Annotated in this window: 19 protein-coding genes, 2 tRNA genes and 2 pseudogenes; 17 read left to right on the top strand and 6 right to left on the bottom strand. The window is 68.6% G+C overall.

Features of this window, described 5'->3' with window-relative positions; all coding sequences use genetic code 11:
• Positions 1-109 precede the first annotated feature (109 nt).
• Complete coding sequence (argB, locus tag Taqua_RS05915) at positions 110-1,012, bottom strand: acetylglutamate kinase (RefSeq protein WP_144325609.1); 903 nt, start codon at positions 1,010-1,012, stop codon at positions 110-112.
• 44 nt (positions 1,013-1,056) lie between these two features.
• On the opposite strand from argB, the gene Taqua_RS05910 reads away from it, so the two are divergent.
• The 7 genes from Taqua_RS05910 (at position 1,057) to Taqua_RS05880 (ending at position 12,040) form a co-directional block, all read left to right on the top strand.
• Positions 1,057-2,589, top strand: coding sequence for a CYTH and CHAD domain-containing protein (locus Taqua_RS05910; RefSeq protein WP_144325608.1), 1,533 nt, complete (start codon positions 1,057-1,059; stop codon positions 2,587-2,589).
• A gap of 76 nt (positions 2,590-2,665) precedes the next feature.
• Positions 2,666-5,371 (top strand): cation-translocating P-type ATPase, encoded by a 2,706-nt coding sequence (locus tag Taqua_RS05905; RefSeq protein ID WP_144325607.1) that lies wholly within the window; start codon positions 2,666-2,668, stop codon positions 5,369-5,371.
• A 298-nt stretch (positions 5,372-5,669) separates the two neighbouring features.
• Positions 5,670-6,683: an ABC transporter substrate-binding protein gene (locus tag Taqua_RS05900; RefSeq protein WP_144325606.1), complete on the top strand. Its 1,014-nt coding sequence runs from the start codon at positions 5,670-5,672 to the stop codon at positions 6,681-6,683.
• A 6-nt stretch (positions 6,684-6,689) separates the two neighbouring features.
• Complete coding sequence (locus tag Taqua_RS05895; protein ID WP_144325605.1) at positions 6,690-7,577, top strand: ABC transporter permease; 888 nt, start codon at positions 6,690-6,692, stop codon at positions 7,575-7,577.
• Positions 7,570-8,679, top strand: a complete 1,110-nt coding sequence (locus Taqua_RS05890) for a quaternary amine ABC transporter ATP-binding protein (protein WP_144325604.1) — start codon at positions 7,570-7,572, stop codon at positions 8,677-8,679. The genes Taqua_RS05895 and Taqua_RS05890 overlap by 8 nt, the downstream gene beginning before the upstream one ends.
• A gap of 64 nt (positions 8,680-8,743) precedes the next feature.
• Positions 8,744-10,075, top strand: coding sequence for a tRNA (N6-isopentenyl adenosine(37)-C2)-methylthiotransferase MiaB (miaB, locus tag Taqua_RS05885; RefSeq protein WP_144325603.1), 1,332 nt, complete (start codon positions 8,744-8,746; stop codon positions 10,073-10,075).
• 87 nt (positions 10,076-10,162) lie between these two features.
• Entirely contained in the window at positions 10,163-12,040 is a 1,878-nt protein-coding gene (locus Taqua_RS05880; protein ID WP_144325602.1) for a potassium transporter Kup, read from the top strand.
• Between the two features lie 356 nt (positions 12,041-12,396).
• Here the strand turns inward: Taqua_RS05880 and Taqua_RS05875 are convergent.
• Together Taqua_RS05875 and hrcA are read right to left on the bottom strand one after the other, a co-directional pair.
• Positions 12,397-12,473: transfer RNA gene (locus Taqua_RS05875), tRNA-Ile, on the bottom strand.
• 35 nt (positions 12,474-12,508) lie between these two features.
• The gene (gene hrcA / locus Taqua_RS05870) at positions 12,509-13,534 is read right to left on the bottom strand and encodes a heat-inducible transcriptional repressor HrcA (RefSeq protein ID WP_144325601.1); all 1,026 of its coding nucleotides are present in this window, start codon (positions 13,532-13,534) and stop codon (positions 12,509-12,511) included.
• A gap of 45 nt (positions 13,535-13,579) precedes the next feature.
• On the opposite strand from hrcA, the gene Taqua_RS05865 reads away from it, so the two are divergent.
• The 3 genes and pseudogenes from Taqua_RS05865 to rapZ form a co-directional block, all read left to right on the top strand.
• On the top strand, positions 13,580-14,494 hold the full coding sequence (locus tag Taqua_RS05865; protein WP_144325706.1) for an NAD kinase: 915 nt from the start codon (positions 13,580-13,582) through the stop codon (positions 14,492-14,494).
• Positions 14,495-14,519: 25 nt separating this feature from the next.
• Positions 14,520-16,166: a DNA repair protein RecN gene (gene recN, locus Taqua_RS05860; RefSeq protein ID WP_144325600.1), complete on the top strand. Its 1,647-nt coding sequence runs from the start codon at positions 14,520-14,522 to the stop codon at positions 16,164-16,166.
• Positions 16,163-17,026: pseudogene (rapZ, locus tag Taqua_RS05855) on the top strand (RNase adapter RapZ); the annotation flags it as partial. The gene recN and the pseudogene rapZ, both read left to right, overlap by 4 nt.
• Here the strand turns inward: rapZ and mutY are convergent.
• Both mutY and mutM read right to left on the bottom strand, forming a co-directional pair.
• Complete coding sequence (mutY, locus tag Taqua_RS05850) at positions 17,011-18,123, bottom strand: A/G-specific adenine glycosylase (RefSeq protein ID WP_144325598.1); 1,113 nt, start codon at positions 18,121-18,123, stop codon at positions 17,011-17,013. The pseudogene rapZ and the gene mutY sit on opposite strands and share 16 nt — an antisense overlap.
• The gene (gene mutM, locus Taqua_RS05845) at positions 18,120-18,929 is read right to left on the bottom strand and encodes a bifunctional DNA-formamidopyrimidine glycosylase/DNA-(apurinic or apyrimidinic site) lyase (protein WP_144325597.1); all 810 of its coding nucleotides are present in this window, start codon (positions 18,927-18,929) and stop codon (positions 18,120-18,122) included. Before mutM ends, mutY begins: the two co-directional genes overlap by 4 nt.
• 21 nt (positions 18,930-18,950) lie before the next feature.
• On the opposite strand from mutM, the gene Taqua_RS05840 reads away from it, so the two are divergent.
• The 7 genes from Taqua_RS05840 to pth all read left to right on the top strand — a co-directional run bounded on the left by Taqua_RS05840 (position 18,951) and on the right by pth (position 24,431).
• Entirely contained in the window at positions 18,951-20,372 is a 1,422-nt protein-coding gene (locus Taqua_RS05840; RefSeq protein WP_144325596.1) for a tetratricopeptide repeat protein, read from the top strand.
• Positions 20,369-20,863 (top strand): lipoprotein insertase outer membrane protein LolB, encoded by a 495-nt coding sequence (locus Taqua_RS05835; protein WP_144325595.1) that lies wholly within the window; start codon positions 20,369-20,371, stop codon positions 20,861-20,863. The genes Taqua_RS05840 and Taqua_RS05835 overlap by 4 nt, the downstream gene beginning before the upstream one ends.
• 15 nt (positions 20,864-20,878) lie before the next feature.
• Positions 20,879-21,745, top strand: a complete 867-nt coding sequence (locus tag Taqua_RS05830) for a 4-(cytidine 5'-diphospho)-2-C-methyl-D-erythritol kinase (protein ID WP_144325594.1) — start codon at positions 20,879-20,881, stop codon at positions 21,743-21,745.
• Positions 21,746-21,837: 92 nt separating this feature from the next.
• Positions 21,838-21,914 (top strand) — tRNA-Gln (locus Taqua_RS05825).
• 28 nt (positions 21,915-21,942) lie between these two features.
• A complete protein-coding gene (locus Taqua_RS05820; RefSeq protein WP_144325593.1) occupies positions 21,943-22,938 on the top strand; it encodes a ribose-phosphate pyrophosphokinase in 996 nt (331 codons plus the stop codon).
• A 93-nt stretch (positions 22,939-23,031) separates the two neighbouring features.
• A complete protein-coding gene (locus tag Taqua_RS05815) occupies positions 23,032-23,658 on the top strand; it encodes a 50S ribosomal protein L25/general stress protein Ctc (protein WP_144325592.1) in 627 nt (208 codons plus the stop codon).
• Between the two features lie 101 nt (positions 23,659-23,759).
• The gene (gene pth, locus Taqua_RS05810) at positions 23,760-24,431 is read left to right on the top strand and encodes an aminoacyl-tRNA hydrolase (RefSeq protein ID WP_144325591.1); all 672 of its coding nucleotides are present in this window, start codon (positions 23,760-23,762) and stop codon (positions 24,429-24,431) included.
• Here pth and Taqua_RS05805 read toward each other — a convergent pair.
• Positions 24,394-24,504: pseudogene (locus tag Taqua_RS05805) on the bottom strand (IS5-like element ISCARN85 family transposase); the annotation flags it as partial. The gene pth and the pseudogene Taqua_RS05805 sit on opposite strands and share 38 nt — an antisense overlap.

Genomic DNA, 24,504 nt, shown 5'->3' with positions numbered 1-24,504 from the left:
CAAAATAAAACGAACGGTCGTTCTATTCTAGAGGCAAACCGCCGCCTGTCAACGGCCAACCATCAGGGCAAACCCTAGGTCGCGGGCGCCGCCACCGCTGCGCGTGGCGTCAATGCGAGCGGATCATCGTGCCGAAGGGCTGATCGCCCAGCACCTCCAGCAGGATGGCGTGCGGCACGCGCCCGTCGATGATGTGCACCGCCTTGACGCCGCTCTTGGCCGCATCCAGCGCGCCGGCGATCTTGGGGATCATGCCGCCGCTGATGGTGCCGTCGGCCACCAGCTCGTCGATGCGCCGCGGCGTCAGCTCGGCCAACAACTGGCCGTCCTTGTCCAGCACGCCGCGGATGTTGGTCAGCATCAGCAGCTTTTCGGCCTGCAGCACCGTGGCCAGTTTGGCCGCCACGACGTCGGCGTTGATGTTGTAGCTCTCGTTGTGCTCGCCAAAGCCGATCGGGCTGACGACCGGGATGAACTGGTCCTCCTGCAGCGCGCGCACGACGCTGGGGTCGATGGAGACGATATCGCCGACCTGGCCGACGTCGTGCTCGACGTTGGGGTCGTTGACGTCCACCATGCGCAGCTTGCGCGCACGGATCATCGCCCCGTCGCGTCCGGTCAGGCCGACGGCCTTGCCGCCGGCGCGGTTGATGAGGCCGACGATGTCTTGCTGCACCTCGCCGGCCAGCACCCACTCGACCACCTCCATCGTCTCGGCGTCGGTCACACGCATGCCCTGCACGAAGCGCCCCTCCTTGCCCAGGCGTTTGAGCAGCGTTTCGATCTGCGGCCCCCCGCCATGCACCACCACCGGGTTGATGCCGACCAGCTTGAGCAGCACCACGTCCTCGGCAAACGCCGCTTGCAGCTCGGGGTCGGTCATGGCGTTGCCGCCGTACTTGATGACCATGGTTTTGCCGTGGTAGCGGCGGATGTACGGCAGCGCTTGCGCCAGCACTTCGGCGCGGTCGCTCGGTTGCAGGTGCGAAAGGTCACGGGGCGTATGGCTCATGGCAGGGCATCACGGGTTACGATGGGGCCACGCTGGCAGCGTGCATGGAGGTCATTGTGCCGCAAGAGATCGAGCTCAAGTTCGCACTGCCCGGTGTGGACGGTGAACAGGCGCTGGCGCGCTTGCGCCGCCACCCGCTGCTGCGCCGCCGCGCGATGACCCACCTGCGGTTGGTCAACCGCTACCTCGACACGCCTGACGGTTGGCTGCGCCAGCAGCGCTGCGCGCTGCGGCTGCGCCAGACCCAGCCGCTGGCCGCCGACGGACGCACCCCCGCAGGCCGCCCACGCTGGGAACAAACCCTAAAAACCGCGGGCCGGGGCGACGCGGCACTGAGCGTGCGGGGCGAATGGACCACGCCGCTGCCGCGGGCACGCCTGGACCGCGCGGCGTTGGAAGCCACCCCGCTGGCCCGGGCCAGCGACGACGCCCTGCCTTGGGACCAGCTGGACGTGCAGTACGAGACGCGTTGCCGACGCACCACGTGGACGCTGCACCTGCAGGGTGGCGTGCGTATCGAAGTCGCGCTGGACGTGGGAGAGCTGCGCGCCCCGGGCCGCCGCGCCCCGCTGCTGGAGTTAGAGCTGGAGCTGCTGCATGGCACGCCCGAGGCGCTGTGGTCGGTGGCTGCGGCGCTGGGGCAGGTGTTGCCGCTGCTGCCGGCACGCGCCAGCAAGGCCGAGCAGGCGCAGCGCCTGGCCGCTGGCAGCCACCACGCCCCGGTGCGCGCCAGACCGCTGGACCTGCCACCGGCGGCCAGCCCGATGGTGCTGGCCCGCGCGGCGCTCACCGACGCGCTGGGACAGCTGTGCGACAACCTGGCCGCCGCCGCCCACAGCGACGACCCCGAGCTGATCCACCAGGCCCGTGTCGGCTGGCGGCGCTGGCGCAGCGTGGTGCGGTTGGTGCGGCCTTGGCTGCCCTCCCCGCCGCCGGACGCCACGGCGCTGCAGCCGCTGCTGCAGACCCTGGGCACACTGCGCGACTGGGACGTGGCCGCCACCGAAACGGTACCCGCATGGGCTGCGGCCTACGTGGAAGACGCCTCCACCCACCCGCACCGCGCCCGAGCGCTGCAGCGCGCTGTGCGCCGGCTGCACCAGGCCGCGCGTGCGCAGCGCCGGCTGCTGCGTGACCAACTGGCGGACCCGACCGTGGTGGCGCCCCTGCTGGCGCTGGCCATGTGGGTGGCCCAGCTGCCCGACGACACCGGCGCAGCACACCCACCGCATTGGGCCTTTGATCGACTGCAGCGCTGGCACAAGCGGCTGGCGCGCGCGTTGGCGCACGCCCCCACCGATGCGAGCGAGGCCATCGAAGCGCTGCATGCCGCCCGGCTGCTGGCCAAGCGTCTGCGTTACGCCAGCGAAGCCGCCGCGGCGGTGCTGCCGGCCAAGGCCGCCGAACGTACCCAACGCTGGCAGCGCCGCGCGCGCGGCTGGCAAGAGCGCCTGGGCCGCTGGCGTGACACGCTGCGCGCGGCTGATCTGCTGGCGACGGTGCACGCCCACCCGGGTTTGGTGGGCTTCGTGCGTGGCGTGGCCGCTGCGCAGCACCCGCTGCGCGCCAACCCGTAACGTCAATCGGCCTGAGTATGGCGGGAACTGGTTGGGGGTGATGGTCATCAACCCAGTGAATAACCACATTCTTATCATGGAAAAGCACACCGCACCCCCTTGGCACAGCCTGGACGCCGACACCGTATTGGCCGATTTGCGCACCCACGCACACGGTTTGACCCAGGCCGAGGCCACCGTCCGCTTGCAGCAACACGGCCCGAACCGGCTGCAGGAGGCACCACCCACACCGCTGGGGCGGCGCATCCTGCGGCAACTGGCCAACCTGTTGATCGTCGTGCTGCTGGTGGCGGCATCGTTGACGCTGGCGCTCGGCCACGTCATCGACGGCGCGGTCATTCTGGCGGTGGTGGCGCTCAACGTCGGTATCGGGCTGGTGCAAGAGGGCAAGGCCGAGCGGGCCCTGGCGGCCATCCGGGCCCTGCTGCAGCCCCACGCCCAGGTATGGCGCGACGGACGGCTGATCGATGCCGATGCCGCCCACCTGGTGCCCGGCGACGTGGTGCAGGTCAGTGCGGGCGATCGGCTGCCGGCCGACCTGCGTTGGCTGCGCACCCACGAGCTGGAAGTGGACGAGTCGGCCCTGACCGGTGAGTCCGTGCCAGTGCCCAAGCAGCACGCACCGGTGCCGGCACAGGCCGAGCTGGGCGACCGCACCAGCATGGGCTACGCCGGCACGCTGGTCACACGTGGTCAGGGCGTTGGGGTCGTGGTGGCCACCGGTATGCACACCGAGATGGGCCGCATTGGCCGGCTGCTGGAGTCAGTGGGCGAAACCACCACGCCGCTGGTGCGCCAGATGACGCAGATGGGGCGCTGGATCACCCTGGCGGTGCTGGCCGCCGCCGTCGTGTTGTTCGGGGTTGGCTGGGGGCTGCGCGGGTTGCCGGCACTGGATATGTTCATGGCAGCGGTGGGCCTGGGAGTGGCCGCCATTCCCGAAGGGCTGCCGGCCATTTTGTCGGTGACGCTGGCCATGGGGGTGCAGCGCATGGCGCAGCGCCGCGCCATCGTGCGCCGGCTGCCGGCGGTGGAGACCCTGGGCTGCGTCACCGTGATCGGCTCGGACAAAACCGGCACGCTGACGCGCAACGAAATGACCGTCCAAGCGGTGGTGCTGGCCAGCGGTGTGGTGCGGGTCGAGGGCAGCGGCTACGCGCCAGCGGGCGCGCTGGTGCGCGACGAGCGCGTGCTGCAGCCGGCCGAGCTGTGGCGCGAAGCGCCGACCCTGCTGGCGCTGGCCGAGGGCGCCGCTCTGTGCAACGACGCCGAGCTCGTGCCCACCGAAGCGGGCGATTGGCGGCTCAGCGGTGACCCCACCGAGGGGGCCTTGCTAACGCTGGCGATGAAAGCGGGCTTGGAGCCGCACGCCCTGCGCACCGAGCAGCCGCGCTGCGCCGTGCTGCCGTTTGATACGCAGCGCCGCTGGATGGCCACCGGCCACCCAATGGGCGACCGGACGCGCGTGTGGGTCAAAGGCGCGCCGGAAGCCGTGCTGGCGCTGTGCCGGCAGGCCCTGGACGCCGATGGCCACCTCACCCCGATCGACACCGACACCTGGCTGGCGCAGGCCGAAACCCAAGCCGCGCAGGGCCGCCGCGTGCTGGCGCTGGCCACCACGGTGTGGCCGGCCCGGCGCGCCCTCACCCCAGAAGCGCTGGCCGAACATGGGCTGACGCTGGTTGGGCTGGTGGGCCTGATCGACCCACCGCGCCCCGAAGCGCAAGCCGCCATCGCGCAGTGCCGAGGCGCGGGCATCCGGGTCATTATGATCACCGGTGACCACGCCACCACCGCGCGCGCCATCGCCGCGCAGCTCGGGCTGAGCGAACGCCCCTCGGTGTTGACCGGTCAAGCCCTCGAAGCCATGGACGACACGGCGCTGCAGCAGGCGGTGCGCGAGGTTGACGTCTTTGCCCGCGCCGCCCCGCAACACAAGCTGCGTTTGGTGCGCGCGTTGCAGGCCCAGGGCCACGTCGTGGCCATGACCGGCGACGGCGTCAACGACGCGCCCGCCCTCAAGGCCGCCGACGTCGGCGTGGCCATGGGCCGCCAAGGCACCGAGGCGGCCAAGCAGGCCGCCGCCATCGTACTCACCGACGACAACTTCGCCACCATCGCCCATGCCGTCGAAGAGGGCCGCACGGTTTACGATAACCTGCGCAAGGTCATCACCTTTTTGCTGCCGATCAACGGTGGCGAGTCGGTTTCGCTGCTGGTGGCGGTGTTGTTCGGTTTGGCCCTGCCGATTGCGCCGGTACAGATTTTGTGGGTCAACATGGTCAGCTCGATCGCGCTGGCGATGGTGCTGGCGTTCGAGCCCACCGAGCCCGACGTGATGCGCCGCCCGCCACGCCCGCCGTCCGAGCCGATGCTGACACCGTTTGTGTTGTGGCGGGTTGGGCTGGTGTCGGTGTTGTTCGCCGCCGGCATTTTTGGCGTCTACCGCTGGGCGCTGGATGCGGGCCACCCGGCCGACGTGGCGCAAACGCTGGCGGTCAACACTCTGGTGGCGATGGAAATCTTTTACCTGTTCAGCGTGCGCTACCTCAAGGCGCCATCGTTCACCTGGGCTGGCGTGCGCGGCACCCCACGCGTGCTGGCGGCGGTGGCCGCCGCCTGCGGGCTGCAGGCGCTGTTCACCTACGCCCCGTTCATGCACACCTGGTTTGGCAGCGCCGATCTACCGCTGCCGTGGTTGGCCATCAGCGCCGTGGTGGGGCTGGCGGTGCTGCTGGTGCTGGAGCTGGAAAAGGCCGTGCTGCGCCGCTGGCGGCCCTGACGGAATAGGGCAACAGGGCGGCCCCCCGTGTGTGGCGGGCACTGCGGCGCCAGGGCGCATGCACCCAGCCGCACGCACGCCGACTGGGCACGGGTTGCGTAGCGCACCCACCGGTGTCTTGCTGCGCCATTTTGTTATGTGAAAAATCGCAGTATTTCCGTACAGATTAGATCAAAAGTTATACTAAGGAAGCTGTCGTACTTCGACGCGCACACTGCTTGCAAGCTCGACCGATCTGCCGACACCGGCAGCCCGTCACTCGATGCCCCGGGCATCACTTCATCGAAAGGAATCGAGCATGACCGCGAAAACGCGCTCCCCCCTGCACTGGATCGCTGCCGCCTGTCTTGTGGCCAGCACAGCAGCGCCGCTGGCCGCACACGCCGCCTGTGGCCGCGTGACGGTTGCCAGCATGAACTGGCAATCGGCCGAAGTGCTGGCCGAGATCGACCGCGTGATATTGGAAAAAGGCTACGGATGCGATGTCGAGATCGTGCCGGGTGACACGATGCCGACACTGACATCGATGATGGAAAAAGGCCGACCGGACGTGGCGCCGGAGGCGTGGATCAACGCCGTGCGCGAGCCGCTGGACAAGGCCGTCAAGGAAGGCCGCCTGCACTACGCCGCGCAGTCGCTGAAAGACGGCGGCATCGAGGGGTGGTGGATTCCGAAGTACGTAGCGGACGCCCACCCCGAGATCAAGACCATCGAGGACGCGTTGAAGCGCCCGGATCTGTTCCCATCGCGCGAGGACCCCCGCAAGGGCGCGGTGCACAACTGCCCGTCGGGCTGGATTTGTCAGATCACCACAGCCAACGCCTTCAAGGCCTGGGGCGCGGCAGACAAAGGCTTTGTGCTGGTAGACACCGGGTCGGCCGCGGGCCTGGACGGCTCGATTGCCCGGGCCTACGAGCGCAAGCAAGGCTGGCTGGGCTACTACTGGTCGCCGACGTCCATCTTGGGCAAGTACGAGATGGTGCGCCTGGATCCGGGCGTGCCACACGACAAGGCCGCGTGGGACAGTTGCAACGTCAAGGCCGATTGCGCCGCGCCGAAGCGCAACGCATGGCCCAAGGCCGAGGTCTACACGGTGGTGACAGACCGCTTTGCCAAGCGCGGAGGCGACGCCATGGAATACCTCAAGCAGCGCGCCTGGGACAACAACACGGTCAACAAGCTGCTGGCGTGGATGTCCGACAACCAGGCCGACGGCAAGGCCGGCGCCATCCATTTCCTGAAGACGCAGCCCGAGGTCTGGACGCAGTGGGTGCCGCCGGCGGTGGCAGCCAAAGTCAAAGCAGGCCTGTAAGCGCCCATGCTGGAACTCAACCGGTTTCCGCAACTGCCAACGGAGTGGCTCACTGGCTTTCGGCGGGCGGTGGACGACGGTTTTCGGGCGTTCACCCGCGAGTACGGCGAAGCCATCGAGCTGTTCTTTGAGCCGCTGCGGCAGTTTCTGATCGGCTCGGAGCGGCTGCTGATTCAGTCGCCCTGGCCGCTGGTGTTCGGCGGCATTTTGCTGCTGGCTTGGCTGGCTTCGCGCTCCTGGAAGATCGTGGTCGGCACGGCGGTCACGCTGATCGCCATTGGCGCGCTGGGCATGTGGGAAGACACCATGCGCACGGTGTCGATGATCTTCGTGTCCACGGTGGTGGCGATTCTGCTCGGTTTGCCGGTGGGCATTGCCATGAGCCGCTCCGACCGCCTGCAAAGGGCCATCAACCCGGTGCTGGACATCATGCAGACGATGCCAAGCTTCGTGTACCTGATCCCGGTGGTCATGCTGCTGGGCATCGGGCGCGTGCCGGGGTTGCTTGCGGTGGTCATCTACGCGGTGCCGCCCATCATCCGCTTCACCAACCTCGGCATCCGCCTGGTGGACAAGGACTTGCTGGAAGCCGCCGACGCATTTGGAGCCTCGGCATGGCAGCGGCTGCGGCAGGTGCAGCTGCCGCTGGCGCTGCCCACCATCATGGGCGGCGTCAACCAGACCATCATGATGGCATTGTCGATGGTTGTGATCGCCTCGATGATCGGCGTGCAAGGGCTGGGCCAGCCGGTGCTCAAGGCCATCACCAACCAGTACTTCACGCTGGGGGTGCTCAACGGGCTGGCGATTGTTGGTATTGCCATCGTGTTCGACCGTGTCTCGCAGGCCTACGGCAAACGGCTGCAGAAACACCTGGAGGTACAGCATGGCTGACCCCGCATCCACCAGCGGCGCGCCGCCGGCCAACGCCACCGGCGTGCGCATCCGCCACCTGTACAAGATTTTCGGCCCGACACCGGAGCGCTACCTGGACGCAGTGCGTCAGGGCATCAGCAAGCAGGAACTGCGCGACCAGCACGGGCACGTGCTGGGCCTGCGCGACATCAACATCGACATGGCACCCGGTGCCATCCAGGTGGTCATGGGTCTGTCCGGCTCCGGCAAGAGCACGCTGATTCGCCACATCAACCGGCTGATCGACCCGACGGCGGGCGAGGTGCTGGTGGGTCCACCCGGGGCCGAGCGCGATGTGGTGAAGATGTCGCAGCGTGAGCTGCGGCGTTTTCGGCGCGAGCAGACGGCCATGGTGTTCCAGAAGTTTGCGCTGTTTCCGCACCTGACGGTGCTGGAAAATGCCGAATACGGCCTGCGCGTGCGTGGTTTGCCGCACAAGCAGCGTCGCGAGCAGGCGGCGCGCTGGATCGAGCGCGTGGGCCTGGCGGGGTATGAAGACCACTACCCCAACCAGCTCTCGGGCGGCATGCAGCAGCGCGTGGGCTTGGCGCGGGCGTTGGCCAACGATGCCCCCGTGCTGCTGATGGACGAGGCGTTTTCGGCGCTGGATCCGCTGATCCGCAGTGAAATGCAGGGCATTCTGCTGGATTTGCAGCAGGAGGTCAGCAAAACCATCGTCTTCATCACCCACGACCTGGACGAAGCGCTGCGCTTGGGCGACCGCATTGCCATCCTGCGCGATGGCGAGGTGGTGCAGCAAGGCACAGGCCAGCAGATCGTGCTGCACCCGGCGAACGACTACATCGCCAATTTTGTGCGCGACGTCAACCGCGGTCGGGTCATCCGCTGTCGCACGCTGATGCAAAACACCCCACCGGTCGCGGGGCCGACGGTCGACGCCAGCCTGGTGATCGAGGAAGCCGCACGTCTGCTCAGCAGTGAGGGACGCGAGGCCGCCAACGTGGTGAACAGCAAGGGGCGACACCTGGGCACGATCACCATGGCGGACATCATCGCGGCGATGGTGCCGCCGCGAACCGAGGCAACCCAGCCGTCCGAAACTGCCAACGCCGTCGGGTAGCGGTCTATACTTAGCGGTTTGCCCAGCCTCTGGATCCACACCACGAACCGCTGCGAGCGCCGCCATGAGCAAAAAAGTTTATATCCGCACCTTTGGCTGCCAGATGAACGAGTACGACTCGGCCAAAATGGCCGACGTGCTGGCCGCCGCCGAGGGCTACGAGCCCACCGATGACCCCGATCAGGCCGACCTGATCCTGTTCAACACCTGCTCCGTGCGGGAAAAAGCCCAGGAAAAGGTCTTTTCCGACCTGGGCCGCGTCAAGCACCTGAAGCAAAAAGGCGTGCTCATCGGCGTGGGCGGCTGCGTGGCCAGCCAAGAGGGCGAGGAAATCATCAAGCGTGCGCCCTACGTGGACGTGGTGTTTGGCCCGCAAACGCTGCACCGCCTGCCCGAGCTGCTGCGCCAGCGCCAACAGCAGGCGCGGCCGCAGGTGGACATCAGCTTCCCCGAAATCGAGAAGTTCGACCACCTCCCCCCCGCGCGGGTGGAGGGCGCGTCGGCCTTCGTCAGCATCATGGAGGGCTGCAGCAAGTACTGCAGCTACTGCGTCGTGCCCTACACGCGCGGCGAGGAAGTGTCGCGCCCCCTGGAAGATGTGCTGGTCGAAGTGGCAAGCCTGGCCGAACAGGGGGTCAAGGAAGTGACGTTGCTGGGCCAAAACGTCAACGCCTGGCGCGGCGGCGACGACGGCGAGGACTTTGCGCTGCTGCTGGAGTGCGTGGCCGACATCCCCGGCATCGAGCGCATCCGCTACACCACCAGCCACCCCAACGAGTTCACGCCACGCCTGATCGAGGCCTACGCCCGCATTCCGAAGCTCGTCAGCCACCTGCACTTGCCGGTGCAGCACGGCAGCGACCGCATCCTGATGGCGATGAAGCGCGGCTACACGGCGATGGAGTACAAAAGCACCGTTCGCAAGCTGCGCGCGGTGCGGCCCGACATCAGCCTCTCGAGCGACTTCATCGTCGGCTTTCCCGGCGAAACGGACGAGGACTTTGCCAAACTGATGAAGCTGGTGCAGGACGTGGGCTTCGATGCCAGCTTCAGCTTCATCTTCAGCCCCCGGCCCGGCACGCCGGCGGCCAACCTGCCCGACGACACGCCGCACGAGGTCAAGCTGCAGCGGCTGCAAACGCTGCAAAAAGCGCTGGAAGCCAACGTGGCGCGCATCAGCGCCAGCCGCGTCGGCACCGTGCAGCGCATCCTAGTCGAAGGCCCGTCGAAGAAAAACCCTCAGGAACTGATGGGCCGCACCGAGTGCAACCGCATCGTCAACTTCGACGGCGGCCCCCACGGCCAGCGGCTGGTGGGGCAGATGATCGAGGTGCGCATCACCCAGGCGCTGCCGCATTCGCTGCGTGGGGAGGTGGTGGTGCGCGAGGCGGTTTGAGCACAGCACGGCTAACGTGACGGCCGCCGCGGCACACGGTACCAGCAGGAAGGAAGCCATGGCAGGAGGTTATGATGCGCGTCCGCCATGGATGAGACAGCTGCATCCAAATCCCCCCTTGCCGCGCTGACCCTGGGCGCCATCGGCGTCGTCTATGGCGACATCGGCACCAGTGTGCTGTACGCCATCAAAGAGGTGTTCGGCTCCGGTCATGTGGCCTTCACCCAGGCCAATGTGTACGGCATCCTGTCGATCGTTTTCTGGACACTGACCCTCATCATCTCGCTCAAGTATGTCTCGCTGGTGCTGCGGGCCGACAACAATGGCGAGGGTGGCCTGGTGGCGATGCTGGCACTGGCTTCGCAGTCGGTCAAGGATAAACCGCAGCTGCGCCGCGTGCTGCTGCTGGTGGGCATCTTCGGCACCTGCCTCTTTTATGGTGACGGGGTTATCACCCCGGCCATCTCGGTGCTATCGGCGGTGGAGGGGCTGGAAGTCGTCTCGCCGGCCTTCACCCAGGCCGTCATCCCGCTGACGCTGCTCATCCTCTTTGGCCTCTTCGCCGTGCAAAAGCGCGGCACCGCCGGCATTGGGCGCTTCTTCGGGCCGATTACGCTGAGCTGGTTCGTGGCCATCGCGCTGCTGGGCGTGGCGCAGATCGCCAGCCACCCGGAAATCCTGTGGGCCGTCAGCCCCCATTACGCGCTGGGCTTCATCGTCGAAAACCCGGGCACGACCTTCATCATCCTGGGTGCGGTGGTGCTGTGCGTCACCGGCGGCGAGGCGCTGTATGCCGACATGGGCCATTTTGGCAAGAGGCCCATCCGCCTGGCCTGGTTCTCCATCGTCATGCCCGCACTCACGCTCAACTACTTCGGCCAGGGCGCGCTGCTGCTGGAAAACCCCGAGGCGGTGAAGAACCCCTTCTTCATGATGGTGCCGGATTGGGCGCTGCTGCCGCTGGTGGGGCTGGCCACGATAGCTACGGTGATCGCCTCGCAGGCGCTGATTTCCGGCGCCTTCAGCGTGACCAAGCAGGTCATCCAGCTGGGCTATCTGCCGCGCCTGCAGGTGGTGCACACCAGCGAGACCGACACCGGCCAGATCTACATGCCCTTTGTCAACTGGGGGCTGTTCGTGGCCATCGTGCTGGCGGTGCTGTTTTTCCGCTCTTCCAGCAACCTGGCGGCAGCCTACGGCATCGCGGTCACGCTGGACATGCTGATCACCACGGTGCTGACGTTCTTCGTCATCCGCTACGGCTGGGGTTATCCGCTGGCGCTGTGTGTGGCGGCCACGGGCTTTTTCTTCCTGATCGATCTGGCCTTCTTCAGCTCCAACCTGATGAAGCTGCACCATGGCGGCTGGTTCCCCCTGGCCATAGGCGGGGCCGTCTTTACGCTGATGACGACCTGGAAGCAAGGCCGCGCGCTGCTCAACGAGGCCTTGCGGCAGGATGCGCTGGATCTGAACAGCTTTCTGGAGTCGGTGTTCATCAGCCCGCCCACGCGGGTCGACGGCACGGCCGTCTTTCTGACCGCCGAACCGGGTACCGTGCCCAATGCCTTGCTGCATAACCTCAAGCACAACAAGGTGCTGCACCGTCATAACGTGTTCGTGACGGTGCGCAGTCACGAAGTGCCCTGGGTGCCCAAGGAGCAGCGCGTGGAGATCACGCCGCTGGGGTATGACTGCTGGCAGGTCATCGTGCACTACGGCTTCAAGGACGACCCCAACCTGCCGCAGGCGCTGCAGCAGGTGCGCGCACACGGCTGCGCGCTGGATCCGATGACCACCAGCTATTTCCTGTCGCGCGACATCGTCATCCCGACGATCGGCAAGGGCATGGCGCCCTGGCGTGAAAAACTCTTCGCGCAGATGCACCACAACGCCAGCGCTGCGGCCGAGTTTCTGAACCTGCCCAACAACGCGGTGGTCGAGCTGGGATCCAAGATTCAAATCTGAACCGATAGCCGGCGGCGAGCGCCAAGCGAAAACCTGCTTGGCGAGCGCTGACGCGCACTGGTCGTGTTGGTACCTACCCACCCGGTAGGGGATGCAAGACATGAGGCGCTCGCAGCACGTATGCTGGATGTACTGCGAGCATGTTTCCGGCAACCGAGTACTCGCAGTTGGCGTCCCAGTGAACGGTTTCCACGTCCAACCAACACACACCCCACCCGATGATGGTCAACTACGTAGCACGCCAGCACGCGACTGTAGCGCGGGGTGGGTAGTGCCCATGGATACGACAGCAAGATGCAAGCCCTGCCCGACCATGGAACCGGACGAAGCCGCTCCTAGCCATCGTGACGCTGATATGGTAGGCCGTGCAGGGCTCGAACCTGCGACCAAGGGATTATGAGTCCCCTGCTCTAACCGACTGAGCTAACGGCCCACCGCAGGCGCGATTGTAGGCTGCCTCGGGGAGGGTCACTCCCCGCGGGTCTGCCCCAGCGCCTGGCCGACGAGCTTGGCGGTGATGTCGACGATTTGAATCATGCGCTCGTACGGCATGCGCTGCGGGCCGATGACGCCCAGCGTGCCGACCACCTGGCCGTCGACTTCGAACGGGGCGCTGACCACCGACAGCTCCTCGTACGGCACGACCTGGCTTTCGCCGCCGATGAAGATGCGCACGCCGTCGGCCTGCGCGGAAATGTCGAGCAGCCGCATGATTTGCGTCTTTTGCTCGAACAGGCCAAACAGACGCCGCAGGTTGTCCATGTCGCGTGCAAAGTCGTCCACCTCCAGCAGGTTGCGCTCGCCGGCAATGACGACGTCATCGCGCTGCGCCTCCTCCGTGCTGGCTTCGACGGCGCGCACCATCAGCGCCGCGATCTCGCCACGCAGCGCTTCGACCTCGCCGCGCAGGCGCTCGCGCACGGCGTCCAGCGTCAGTCCGGCGCAGTGGGCGTTGAGGTAGTTGGCCGCGGCCTGCAGCTGGTCCTGCGTGATTTCGACGCTGGGGTGCAGGATGCGGTTTTGCACCTCGCCCTCAGGCGTGACCAGGATCACCAGCACGCGCCGCTCCGACAGACGCAAAAACTCGATGTGGCGAAACACCACCGCCCGCTTGGGCACACGCACCACGCCCACAAAATGCGACAGTTGCGACAGCAACTGCGCCGCCTGGTTGATGACCTGGCGCGGCTGGTCGGCCACCAGCGTTTCGGCGCCGGGCAGCCCTTGCAGCTCCGACAGCTCGGCACGCCGCACCGTCAGCATGGTGTCGACGAAATAACGGTAACCGCGCGGCGTGGGGATGCGGCCGGCCGAGGTGTGCGGGCTTGTCACCAGACCCAGCTCTTCCAAGTCGCTCATGACGTTGCGGATCGTTGCCGGCGACAGGTCCAGCCCCGCCGCCTTGGACAGCGTGCGCGAGCCCACCGGTTGGCCCTCGGCGATGTAGCGTTCCACCAACGCTTTGAGCAACACTTTTGAGCGCTCGTCCAACATCATGGTACGGTCAGCAAGACATGTTGTAATTTGAGCATGAATCGTATGGTTTCGCCCAGCCCACCCCCTGCCCCGGCCGAGTCGGCGCTGTGCTTCGAGCATGTGGCGCTGGTGGGCAAACCCAACGCCGCCGGCAGCGGCGCGGTGTTGGCGCGGGTGGTGGACTTTTTGCACGCGCAGGGCTGTGAGGTCACGCTGGAGCGTGACACGGCGCAGCATGTGGGGGCGTTGGGCGACCGGGTGCTCGACGTGCAGGGCATCGGACAGCACTGCCAACTGGCGTTGGTGGTGGGCGGCGACGGCACGATGCTGGGCTTCGGCCGGCAGTTGGGGCCATGGGGTGTGCCTCTGATCGGCATCAACCAAGGACGGCTGGGCTTCATCACCGACATTGCGTTCGAGGGCTTTGAGACGGTACTGCGCCCCATGTTGCATGGGGCGTTCGTCGAAGAGCGTCGCGCGCTGCTGGCTGCGGGGGTGTGGCGTGACGGCCACTGCGCGTTCGAGACCATCGCGATGAACGACGTGGTCGTCAACCGTGGCGGCGCGCCCAGCATGGTGGAGCTGCGCGTCGAGGTGGACGGCCGCTTCGTGGCCAACATGCGCGCCGACGGGCTCATCATCGCCTCGCCCACCGGCTCCACCGCCTACGCGCTGTCGGCCGGCGGGCCGCTGCTGCACCCCGGCATCGACGGCTGGGTGATGGTGCCGATCGCGCCCCACACGCTGTCCAACCGCCCGGTGGTGCTGCCGGCCAGCAGTGAAATCGCCATCGAGGTGGTGGCGGCGCGCGAGCCCAGCGCGCACTTCGACATGCAAACCTTCACCAGCCTGCTGGCGGGCGACCGCATCGTGGTGCGCCGTTCGGTGCACACCTTGCGGCTGCTGCACCCCGTGGGCTGGAACTACTTCGACACCCTGCGCGGCAAGCTGCACTGGAACGAAGGGGTGGTGGCGTGAACACGCATCGGCAAGGAGGCACGGCATGAGCTGGCTGCGGCTGGCGCTGCGGGATTTCGTCATCGTGCGTGAGCTGGACCTGGAGCTGGGGACGGGCTTCACGGCGCTGACCGGCGAGACGGGCGCGGGCAAATCGATCCTGATCGATGCGCTGCAGCTGCTGCTGGGGGGGCGTGCGGACGCCGGCTGCGTGCGCGAAGGCGCCGCGCGTGCCGAGGTGGCCGGGGAATTCGACGCCCCGGCGGCGGCGCGCGCCTGGCTGGCCGAGCAGGGCCTGGGGGGCGACGACGGCGAGCCGCTGCTGCTGCGCCGCGTGGTAGACGCCCAAGGGCGCAGCCGCGCCTGGATCAACGGCAGCCCCGCCACCGCGGCCCAGCTGCGCGCGCTGGGTGAGTGGCTGGTGGACATCCACGGCCAGCACGCGTGGCAGAGCCTGACCCGCCCCGATGCCGTGCGGGCGTTGCTGGACGGCTACGGGCGCGTGGACACCGTGCCGCTGCGCGCCGCGTGGGACGCGTGGCGCGCCGCCGACGATGCGCTACAGACGGCACAACGTCAGCAAAGCAGCGCCCAGCAAGAGCGCGAGCGGCTGCAGTGGCTCATCGAAGAGGTGGCGCGGCTGGCGCCCGGCGAAGACGAATGGGACGAGCTCAACCGCCAACACGCGCGGCTGGCGCACGCCCAGGCGCTGCTGGACGCCGCCGGTCAGGCGCTGGAGGCTTTGGACGGACGCGAGCTCAGCGCCGCGCGCCTGGTGGCGCAGGCCATCGGCGCGCTGCAGGCGCAGGCGCACATCGAGCCGCGCTTCGGTGACATCGCCGCCGTGTTGCAGTCGGCTCAGGCACAACTGGACGATGCCTGCCACGAGTTGCAGCAGGTGCTTGGCCACATCGAACTCGACCCCGACGCGCTGGCGCGGCTGGACGAACGGCTGGGGCGCTGGATGGCGCTGGCGCGCCGCCACCGCTGCCCGCCCGCGGAGTTGCCGGCGCGCTGGGCGCAGTGGCGCCAGCAGCTGCACGCGCTGGACGAAGCGGCTGACCTGGACGCGCTGGCCGCGCGCGCGGCCCAGGCGCGCCAGGCCTACCAAGCGGCAGCCCAGGCGGTGTCCGCGCAGCGCATCCCTGCGGCGCAGCAGTTGACCCAGGCGGTCCAAGCGCTGCTGCCCACCCTCGGCATGGAAGGCGCGCGCTTCGAGGTTCGCCTCGAGCCGCTGGGCGAGCCTAGCCCCCAGGGACTGGAGCGGGTGGAACTGCTGGTGGCCGGCCACGCCGGCGCCCCGCTGCGGCCGGTGGCCAAAGTGGCCTCGGGTGGCGAGCTGTCGCGGTTGGCGCTGGCCATCGCGGTGGTCACCAGCGCCCTGGGCGAAGCGCCCACCCTCATCTTCGACGAAATCGACAGCGGCATCGGCGGCAGCGTCGCCCACACGGTGGGGCGGCTGATGCGTGAGCTGGGCAGCCAGCGGCAGGTGCTGGCCGTGACCCACCTGCCCCAGGTGGCGGCGCGTGCGCACCACCATCTGCACGTCGCCAAGACCACGCAGGACGGCGTCACCGTCAGCACCGTCACCCCACTGGATGCGCCGGCGCGCACACGCGAAATCGCGCGTATGCTCGGTGGGCACGATTCGGCCGCCGCCCTGGCCCACGCGCAGGAGCTGCTGCAAGCATGACCACCGCCACACTGCAACTGGTGCTGATCACCGGCATGTCCGGCTCGGGCAAGTCGGTGGCGCTGCACGCGCTGGAAGACGCGGGCTTTTACTGCGTAGACAACCTACCGCCGGAACTGCTCGAAGCGTTCGTGGCGGTGGAGCGCGCGCACGGCGCGCAGCAGGTGGCCGTGGCCATCGACGTGCGCAGCGCCTCGTCGCTACCAGGGCTGCCACAGCGGTTGCAGGCCCTGCGCGGACAGGGGGTGGCGTTGACGGTGTTGTTTCTGGACGCCACCGACGACGTGCTGGTGCGCCGCTACTCCGAAACGCGGCGCTTGCACCCGCTGTCGGTGCGCGGCAGCACCGACCAGCGCCGCGCCTTGCTGGACGCGCTGCACCTGGAGCGCGAACTGCTGACCGAGCTGCGCGAGGGGGCCCTGGTCATCGACACCAGCCAGTTGCGCGCCGCGCAATTGCGCAGCGAGGTACGCGCGCTCCTCAAGCCCCAGCCGACAACCTTGTCGCTGGTGTTCGAATCGTTTGCGTTCAAACGCGGTGTGCCGCTCGACGCCGATTTTGTCTTCGACGTGCGCATGCTGCCCAACCCCCACTACGAGCCGCTACTGCGCGCGCTCACGGGTCTGGACGCACCAGTGGCGGCGTACCTCAGCGCCGAACCCCAGGTGGCCACGATGCTGGCGCACATCGGGGACTTTTTGCAGCACTGGCTGCCGTCACTGCTGCGCGACCACCGCAGCTACGTCACCGTGGCGGTGGGGTGCACCGGGGGCCAGCACCGCTCCGTTTACCTGGTCGAGCGGCTGGCCGAGCGCTTCGCCGCGCATTGGCCGGTGCTGCGGCGTCACCGCGAGCTGGACGTTCGGCTGACCGCTGCCGCCAGCCAGACGCGCACCGGTGCGGGCAACCCCAGTGCCAGCGCTTCGGCAGGTGACCACCACGCACCCTGATCCACCAGCACACCGGGCACGTGCGCCAGCGCCTCGCCCGCAGCGTCGGTCCACGGCACCACGACCCAGTGCAACGCAAGGTCGCGGTGCGTGAGCGCATGCGGCTGGGGCGGCGCCCAGATGGCGGTCAGGCCCGCGCGCTGCAGCCAGGCGCGCAGCCCCTGGTCGCCCTGCGGCTCGGTCAGCACCGGCGGCGCCCACAACCCACCCCAGATGCCGCCGCTGGCGCGACGTTGCAGCCAACACACGCCGTCGCCGCGACGCAGCAACAGCAACCACCACCGCTCGGTGCGCCGCGGGGCGCGGGCGCGCGGGCGTGGCCAGGCGGTGGGTGTGCCCGCCCGGTGCGCTTGGCACCCATCCAGCAGCGGGCAGGCGTCGCAGTGCGGCCGCAGCCGGGTGCACACGGTGGCGCCCAGGTCCATCAACCCTTGGGTGTAGGCGGCCATGTCAGCGGGCGTCGCCGTGGCCAGTACCAGCCCCTGCGCGCGCGCCCACAGGTCGCGCTGCGTGGCCACGGCGGCCGGGTCGCGGTCATCGGCCCACAGCCGCATCAACACCCGGCGCACGTTGCCATCCAATATCGACACGCGCTCGCCGGCGCAAAACGCCGCGATGGCCGCCGCGGTCGAGTCCCCGATGCCGGGCAAGGTGCGCAGCGTGGCAAAGTCGCACGGAAACCGCCCCCCGTGCCGCTGCACCACCACCTGCGCGCACCGGTGCAGCAAGCGGGCGCGGCGGTAGTAGCCCAGCCCGCTCCAGGCCGCCAACACCTCGTCCAACGGTGCGGCGGCCAGCGCGTGCACGTTGGCAAAGCGGGCCACAAACCGCTCGTAGTAGCGCAGCACCGTGGCCACCTGGGTCTGCTGCAGCATGATTTCGGACAACCAGACGCGGTACGGGTCGCCCGTGCCCTGCCACGGCAACCCATGGCGGCCGGCGCGGCGCTGCCAGGCCACCACACGCGCAAACACCCCGGACGGTGGGGTCGGGTCGGGCGCGGTCATCGCTGGCAGCGCGGGCAAAAAAAGCTGGAGCGCTGCCCTTGACGCAGCATGCGCACCGGCGTGCCACAGACGCGGCACGGCTGGCCAGCGCGGCCGTACACCCAAAACTCGTTTTGAAAGTGCCCGGACTGGCCGTTGACGTGAAAATCCCGCACCGAGCTGCCGCCCACCTCGACGGCACGCTGCAACACCTGCTGGATCGCTGCGTGCAGTCGCTGCACGCGCCGCGGCCCCAGCCTGCCCGCGGGGGTGGTTGGGCGTATGCCGGCCACGAACAGCGCTTCGCTGGCGTAGATGTTGCCAACACCAACCACCACGTCGCCGGCCAGCAGCACCTGTTTGATCGGGGCGCGCCGCCCGCGCATACCTGCGGCCAGCACCGCCGGGGTGAACGCTGCGGTCAGCGGCTCCACCCCTAGGCCGTCCAGCAGCTTGCGCAGCCGGGCGTCGTGTTCGCTTCCGGCGTACAGCACGGCACCAAAGCGGCGCGGGTCGTGCAGGCGCAGCGTGCCGCGGTCGGTCACGATGTCCGCGTGGTCGTGCGGCCCTGGCTGCGGCGCCTGCGGCCACCACGCCAGTGAGCCCGACATGCCCAGGTGCACCACCAGCAGCCCGGCATCGAGCGGCAGCAACAGGTATTTGCCGCGCCGCTGCACGGCCTGCACCATGCGCCCCTGCAGCCGCTCGGGCGCCACCCCCAGCGGCCAGCGCAGCGGCGCGCCCAGGCGCACGGCCATGATGCGTGCCCCCACCAGCGGTGGGGCAATGCGCTGACGGGTGACTTCGACTTCGGGCAGCTCCGGCATGGTGTCGATTATGATGCCCGCATGATGCGTTGCCGTCCCTGGATGTTGGTTGCGCTGCTGGCGTTGAGTGTGAGCCAGGGCGGCTGTGCCGCCACGCCCGCGGGGCGCCCGCCCTCAGCCACAGCCGCCAGCGCGACGATGGACGCCGAGCTGCTGTACCAGCTTTTGTTGGCCGAGCTGCAACGCCGCCACGACCCGGGGGCCGCCTACTCGCTGGTGCTGGATGCGGCCAAACGCACCCAACACCCCCAGTTGTACCGGCGTGCGGTGGACATTGCGCTCAGCGGCCGCGCCCCCAACGCGGCGCTGGACGCCGCGCGCGCCTGGGTTGACGCCCACCCCACTGACGACGACGCGCAGCGCATCCGCGTGCAACTGCTGGCCGGCCTGCAGCGCACCGCCGAGCTGGGTGCGGCGCTGCGCGATTGGCTGCGCGCCGCCCCGCCCGAGCGACGCCGTGACATCGTGGCGGCGGTGCCGGCGCTGCTGGACCGTGCGGCGGACACCAACGCCGCGATCGAGGCGGTGCGCACCGCCTTGCAAGACGTGTTGCGCGACCCGACCACCGCCGCCATCGCGCAGGCAGCGCTGGGCGCCGTGTTGCTGCAGGCAGGCCGCCACGCCGAGGCGCTGCTGGCCGCCGACGAGGCGCTGCAGGCCGACCCCACATCGGCCCCGGCGGCGTTGCTGGCCATCGAGCTGACCGCCCACGCCCCCGCGCAGGCCACGGCGTTGGTGCAACGCCACCTGCAGGCCAGCGCCGGCCGCCCCGACGCCGACCCCACCGCACGCCTGGCCTGGGCGCAGCGCCTGGCCCGCCAGGGGGACCTGGCCGGCGCCTTGGCCGTGCTGGACGCCACCGACACCGCGCAGCCCGACACGCTGCGGCGCGTGGTGATGCTGCGTGCGCGCCTGCTGCGCGACGCCGACCAGGTACAAGCCGCCTACGACGTGCTGGCCGCGGCCGTGCAGCGCGCCCCCGACGACGCCGACCTCGCCTACGAGCTGGCGCTGACCGCCGAGCGCCTGGGCCGCCATGACGAGGCCGAGCGTTTGCTGCGGAGCCTCATCGAGCGCCGCCCGGACGATGCGCACGCCTACAACGCGCTGGGCTACTCGCTGGCCGAGCGCGGCATCCGTCTGGAGGAGGCCAAAGCCCTGATCCTGGAAGCGGTGCGCCGCGCCCCCAACGACGGCTATATCCTCGACAGCCTCGGTTGGGTGGAATTTCGCCTGGGCAACACGGCCGAAGCGCGGCGCTGGTTGACCCGGGCGTGGGAGCTCAAGCCTGATGCCGAAATCGCCGCCCATCTGGGCGAGGTGCTGTGGACCCTGGGTGAACATGACGAAGCGCGGCGCGTCTGGCGGCAGGGTCTGGAGCTGGACGCGCGCAACCGCGCCCTCGTCGAAACGTTGCGGCGCCTGAGCGTGCAGGACCTATGAGGGGGGACCGACGCCAGGCGCTCGGGTGGGTGGCGGCGCTGCTGGCCGGTTGCGCCACCCCGCCTCCCCCGCCGCCGGAGTCCGCCGGCCGCCACTGGTCGGGGCGCTTGGCGCTGACCGTGCACAGTGACCCGCCCCAGCGCGCCAGCGCGCTGTTCGAGCTGCGCGGCGACCCCCAGGCGGGCGAGCTGCTGCTCAGCAGCCCGTTGGGGCAGGCGTTGGCCCACGTCGGCTGGAATGCGGGCGGGGCGTGGTTGCAGCGCCCCGGCACCGCGCGCGAGGCCTACCCCGACATGGCCACGCTGACCAAAGCGCTCACCGGCGCGGCGCTGCCGCTGGCCGCGCTGCTGGACTGGCTGCAGGGCCACCCCACCGAGGCGCCCGGCTGGGTGCTCGTGCAGCTCGACGCCACCGCCGGCCGCCTGCACGCGCAGCGCATCGCCCCCACACCGCCGGTCGACCTGCGGCTGACCTGGACGCCATCGCCCTGATACCACCGCCCGCGTATGCGCCGCTTGCTCGACCTGCCCGCCCCCGCCAAAGTCAACCTGATGCTGCACGTCGTCGGCCGGCGCGACGACGGCTACCACGAGCTGCAGTCGCTGTTCGTCCCGATCGACTGGTGCGACACGCTGCACATCGAGCGGCGCGACGACGGCGGGCTGTCGCGCGAAGACCTGCGCGGCGACCACGCGCTGCCCGCCGACGACCTGTGCCTGCGCGCCGCGCGGGCGCTGCAACGCGCCAGCGGCTGCACGCTGGGCGCCCACATCGTGCTGGACAAGCGCATCCCGCAACAAGCGGGCCTGGGCGGCGGCTCCAGCGACGCCGCCACCGTGCTGATCGCCCTCAACCATCTGTGGGGGCTGCACTGGCCGCGCGCGCAGTTGGCGGCGCTGGCGGCCACGCTGGGCGCGGACGTGCCGTTTTTTTTGGGCAGCGGCCCAGCGTGGGTGGAAGGCATTGGCGAGCGCGTCACACCCGTGGCGTGGCCGTCGCAGCCCATCGTCGTCGTCAAGCCGCCCGAGGGCGTGGCCACGGCGACCATCTTTGGCGACCCGGCGCTGCCGCGCAACACCCCGCGCACCACCTGGCCTGCCATGCAAGCCCGCTGGCCCAGCTCGCCCGGCGCGTTGGGGGGCGGCAACGACCTGCAAGCCAGCGCCGCGCGGGCGTGCCCGGCCATCGGTGTCGCCCTGCAACGGCTGGCCGATGCCGGCTTGCAACCGCGCATGAGCGGCTCGGGCAGCGCCGTGTTTGCGTTGCTGCCCGACGCCGCCGCGCAGCAAGCGGTGGCAGCGCTGACGTGGCCACCGGGGTGGCGCGTGCACATCGGCCACACACTGCCGAAGCTGCCGCTGGCCGAAGCGTAAAAAACCGTGCTACAATGCAGGTCTCGCTGCTAAACACAAGCTGTTTTGCAGCGCAGCGACCAAGGTTGATCGCGCCAGTGGTCAACCTGCGTAGGGGAGTCGCCAAGTTGGTTAAGGCATCGGATTTTGATTCCGACATGCGAGGGTTCGAATCCTTCCTCCCCTGCCAAATCCTCATTCCCATTGCCGGTTGAACCATGGAACGCTCGACGCCAGCGCACACGCCTGACTTTATGCTTTTCACCGGCAATGCCAACCCGGTGCTGGCGGCCGAAATCGCGCAACACCTCGGCACCACGCTGGGCCAGGCGCACGTGGGACGCTTCTCCGACGGCGAAATCACGGTCGAAATCGGCCAAAACGTGCGCGCGCGCGACGTCTTCATCATCCAGCCCACCTGCCCGCCGACCAACGAGAACCTGATGGAGCTTCTCATCATGGTCGACGCGCTCAAGCGGGCCTCGGCCGCGCGCATCTCGGCCGTCATTCCGTACTACGGCTACGCGCGTCAAGACCGGCGACCTCGCTCCAGCCGGGTGCCGATCAGCGCCAAGGTCGTGGCCAACATGCTGCAGGTGGTGGGCGTCGACCGGGTGCTGACGATGGACCTGCACGCCGACCAAATCCAGGGGTTTTTCGACATCCCGGTCGACAATATCTACGCCTCGCCGGTGCTGCTGCGCGACCTGCGGCAAAAAAATTACCCCAACTTGCTGGTGGTCTCGCCCGATGTGGGCGGCGTGGTGCGTGCGCGTGCTTTGGCCAAGCAGCTCGACTGCGACATCGCCATCATCGACAAGCGCCGCCCCAAGCCCAACGTGTCGGAGGTCATGCACGTCATTGGCGACATCGAGGGCCGCCACTGCGTCATCATGGACGATATGGTGGACACCGCCGGCACCTTGATCAAAGCGGCCGAGGTGCTGAAGGAGCGCGGCGCGACCAAGGTGTTTGCTTATGTCACCCACCCGATCCTGTCCGGGCCGGCGGTGGAGCGTGTGGCCAAGGGCGATGCGCTGGACGAGCTGGTGGTGACCAACACCATCCCGCTGAGCGAAGCGGCGCGCGCCTGCGGCAAGATCCGCCAGCTCAGTGTGGCGCCGCTGATCGGCGAGACGATCGCGCGCATCGCCAGCGGCGAGTCGGTGATGAACCTGTTTGCCGAGATGGAGGCCGCCGTTTCGGCCGGTTGAGTGTATTTTCGGGGCGCGGTCGCGTGCGGCGGCGCCATTTCAAGCCTGGGGCGCGCTGGTCGCGGCCGCCCCGTTCAACGTTGGAGTGCAAGCATGAAATTCGTCGCTTTCGAGCGTCAAGCGCAAGGTACGGGTGCGAGCCGCCGCCTGCGCCGCGCCGGCAAGGTGCCCGGCATCGTCTACGGTGGCAACGCCGAGCCGCAAGCCATCGAGCTGGACCACAACGCCCTGTGGCAAGCGGTGCAAAAGGAAGCTTTCCACACCTCCATCCTGGAGATGGAGCTGGGCGGCCAGACGACCAAGGTCGTGCTGCGTGCCGTGCAATACCACCCGTTCAAGCCGCAGGTGCTGCACGTGGACTTCCAGCGCGTGGACGAAAACACCCGCCTGCGCAAGAAGGTACCGCTGCACTTTGTCAACGCGGAGAATTCGCCCGCGGTCAAGGCCGACAAGTGCCTGATCAACCACGTGGCCACCGAACTCGAAATCGAATGCCTGGCCACCCAGCTGCCCGACTTCATCGAGGTGGACCTGGGCAACCTGCACAAGGGCCAGAGCCTGCACGTCAGCGACCTGAAGCTGGCCCCTGGGGTGAAGGTCGTCACGCACGGCAAGCCCAACCCGACCATCGCCACCGTGGTGGAGCCGGTCGAGGAAGTGGTGGTCGCCCCGACCGCCGCACCGGCCGACGACAAGAAGGGCAAGAAGGGCAAGAAATAACCCTGCCCCCCGCGCAGCCAAGGCCCGCCCCGTGCGGGCCTTTGTGTTGCAGGATCGGGTTTGTCTGATCGACATCGTCGCCGCAATGGAGCTGAGCCGCCATGTTCAAGCTGTTGGTGGGCCTGGGCAACCCCGGCCCGGAGTACGAGGACACGCGCCACAACGCGGGCTGGTGGTGGCTGGACCGCGTGGCCGCCGACCTGCGCGTGACGCTGCACCCCGAGCGCAGCTACTTTGGCCTGGTTGGGCGCACGCAGGTGCAGGGGCAGCCGCTGTGGTTGCTCAAACCCACCACCTACATGAACCGCAGCGGCCAGGCGGTCGCGGCGCTGGCGCGGTTTTTCAAGATCGCGCCGCACGAGATTTTGGTCGCCCACGACGAGCTGGACCTGCCGCCCGGCGACGCCCGGCTCAAGCGCGGCGGCGGCCACGCCGGCCACAATGGGCTGCGCGACATCCACGCGCAGCTTGGCAGCGCCGATTACTGGCGGCTGCGTTTGGGCATTGGCCACCCCGGGGTCAAGGCGGAGGTGGTGCACTGGGTGCTGCGTAAACCGCCGCTGGAGCAGCGCCAAGCCATCGACGCCGCGATCGACCGCGCCGCGCGCGCGCTGCCGCTGCTGCTGGCCGGCGAGGTGGCCAAGGCCACCAGCGCCATCCACACGACCCAGCCCCCACGCCCCAAGCCGCCGCGCCCGTCCGCGGCACCCGGCGGCGCACTAGGGCCTGTTAACACTATCGCAACGATTCGACGATCAGTGCGAAGTGGATGAAGGCCGCGAACATGACGTCGAGCTTGTCGAAGCGGCTGAAGATGCGGCGGAACCCTTTCAGACGGCGGAACAG

Origin of the sequence: Tepidimonas aquatica (genome assembly GCF_007556585.1) — a bacterium.
Lineage (GTDB): Bacteria > Pseudomonadota > Gammaproteobacteria > Burkholderiales > Burkholderiaceae_C > Tepidimonas > Tepidimonas aquatica.
Note: the sequence above shows the minus strand (reverse complement) of the source record. Positions and strands in the feature narration are given on the sequence as shown.

Bases quoted from the DNA above. Each gene is read 5' to 3' on its own strand.
- argB (WP_144325609.1), bottom strand. From the start codon at position 1,012: ATGAGCCATACGCCCCGTGACCTTTCGCACCTGCAACCGAGCGACCGC.
- Taqua_RS05910 (WP_144325608.1), top strand. From the start codon at position 1,057: ATGGAGGTCATTGTGCCGCAAGAGATCGAGCTCAAGTTCGCACTGCCC.
- Taqua_RS05905 (WP_144325607.1), top strand. From the start codon at position 2,666: ATGGAAAAGCACACCGCACCCCCTTGGCACAGCCTGGACGCCGACACC.
- Taqua_RS05900 (WP_144325606.1), top strand. From the start codon at position 5,670: ATGACCGCGAAAACGCGCTCCCCCCTGCACTGGATCGCTGCCGCCTGT.
- Taqua_RS05895 (WP_144325605.1), top strand. From the start codon at position 6,690: ATGCTGGAACTCAACCGGTTTCCGCAACTGCCAACGGAGTGGCTCACT.
- Taqua_RS05890 (WP_144325604.1), top strand. From the start codon at position 7,570: ATGGCTGACCCCGCATCCACCAGCGGCGCGCCGCCGGCCAACGCCACC.
- miaB (WP_144325603.1), top strand. From the start codon at position 8,744: ATGAGCAAAAAAGTTTATATCCGCACCTTTGGCTGCCAGATGAACGAG.
- Taqua_RS05880 (WP_144325602.1), top strand. From the start codon at position 10,163: ATGGATGAGACAGCTGCATCCAAATCCCCCCTTGCCGCGCTGACCCTG.
- hrcA (WP_144325601.1), bottom strand. From the start codon at position 13,534: ATGTTGGACGAGCGCTCAAAAGTGTTGCTCAAAGCGTTGGTGGAACGC.
- Taqua_RS05865 (WP_144325706.1), top strand. From the start codon at position 13,580: ATGGTTTCGCCCAGCCCACCCCCTGCCCCGGCCGAGTCGGCGCTGTGC.
- recN (WP_144325600.1), top strand. From the start codon at position 14,520: ATGAGCTGGCTGCGGCTGGCGCTGCGGGATTTCGTCATCGTGCGTGAG.
- mutY (WP_144325598.1), bottom strand. From the start codon at position 18,123: ATGACCGCGCCCGACCCGACCCCACCGTCCGGGGTGTTTGCGCGTGTG.
- mutM (WP_144325597.1), bottom strand. From the start codon at position 18,929: ATGCCGGAGCTGCCCGAAGTCGAAGTCACCCGTCAGCGCATTGCCCCA.
- Taqua_RS05840 (WP_144325596.1), top strand. From the start codon at position 18,951: ATGATGCGTTGCCGTCCCTGGATGTTGGTTGCGCTGCTGGCGTTGAGT.
- Taqua_RS05835 (WP_144325595.1), top strand. From the start codon at position 20,369: ATGAGGGGGGACCGACGCCAGGCGCTCGGGTGGGTGGCGGCGCTGCTG.
- Taqua_RS05830 (WP_144325594.1), top strand. From the start codon at position 20,879: ATGCGCCGCTTGCTCGACCTGCCCGCCCCCGCCAAAGTCAACCTGATG.
- Taqua_RS05820 (WP_144325593.1), top strand. From the start codon at position 21,943: ATGGAACGCTCGACGCCAGCGCACACGCCTGACTTTATGCTTTTCACC.
- Taqua_RS05815 (WP_144325592.1), top strand. From the start codon at position 23,032: ATGAAATTCGTCGCTTTCGAGCGTCAAGCGCAAGGTACGGGTGCGAGC.
- pth (WP_144325591.1), top strand. From the start codon at position 23,760: ATGTTCAAGCTGTTGGTGGGCCTGGGCAACCCCGGCCCGGAGTACGAG.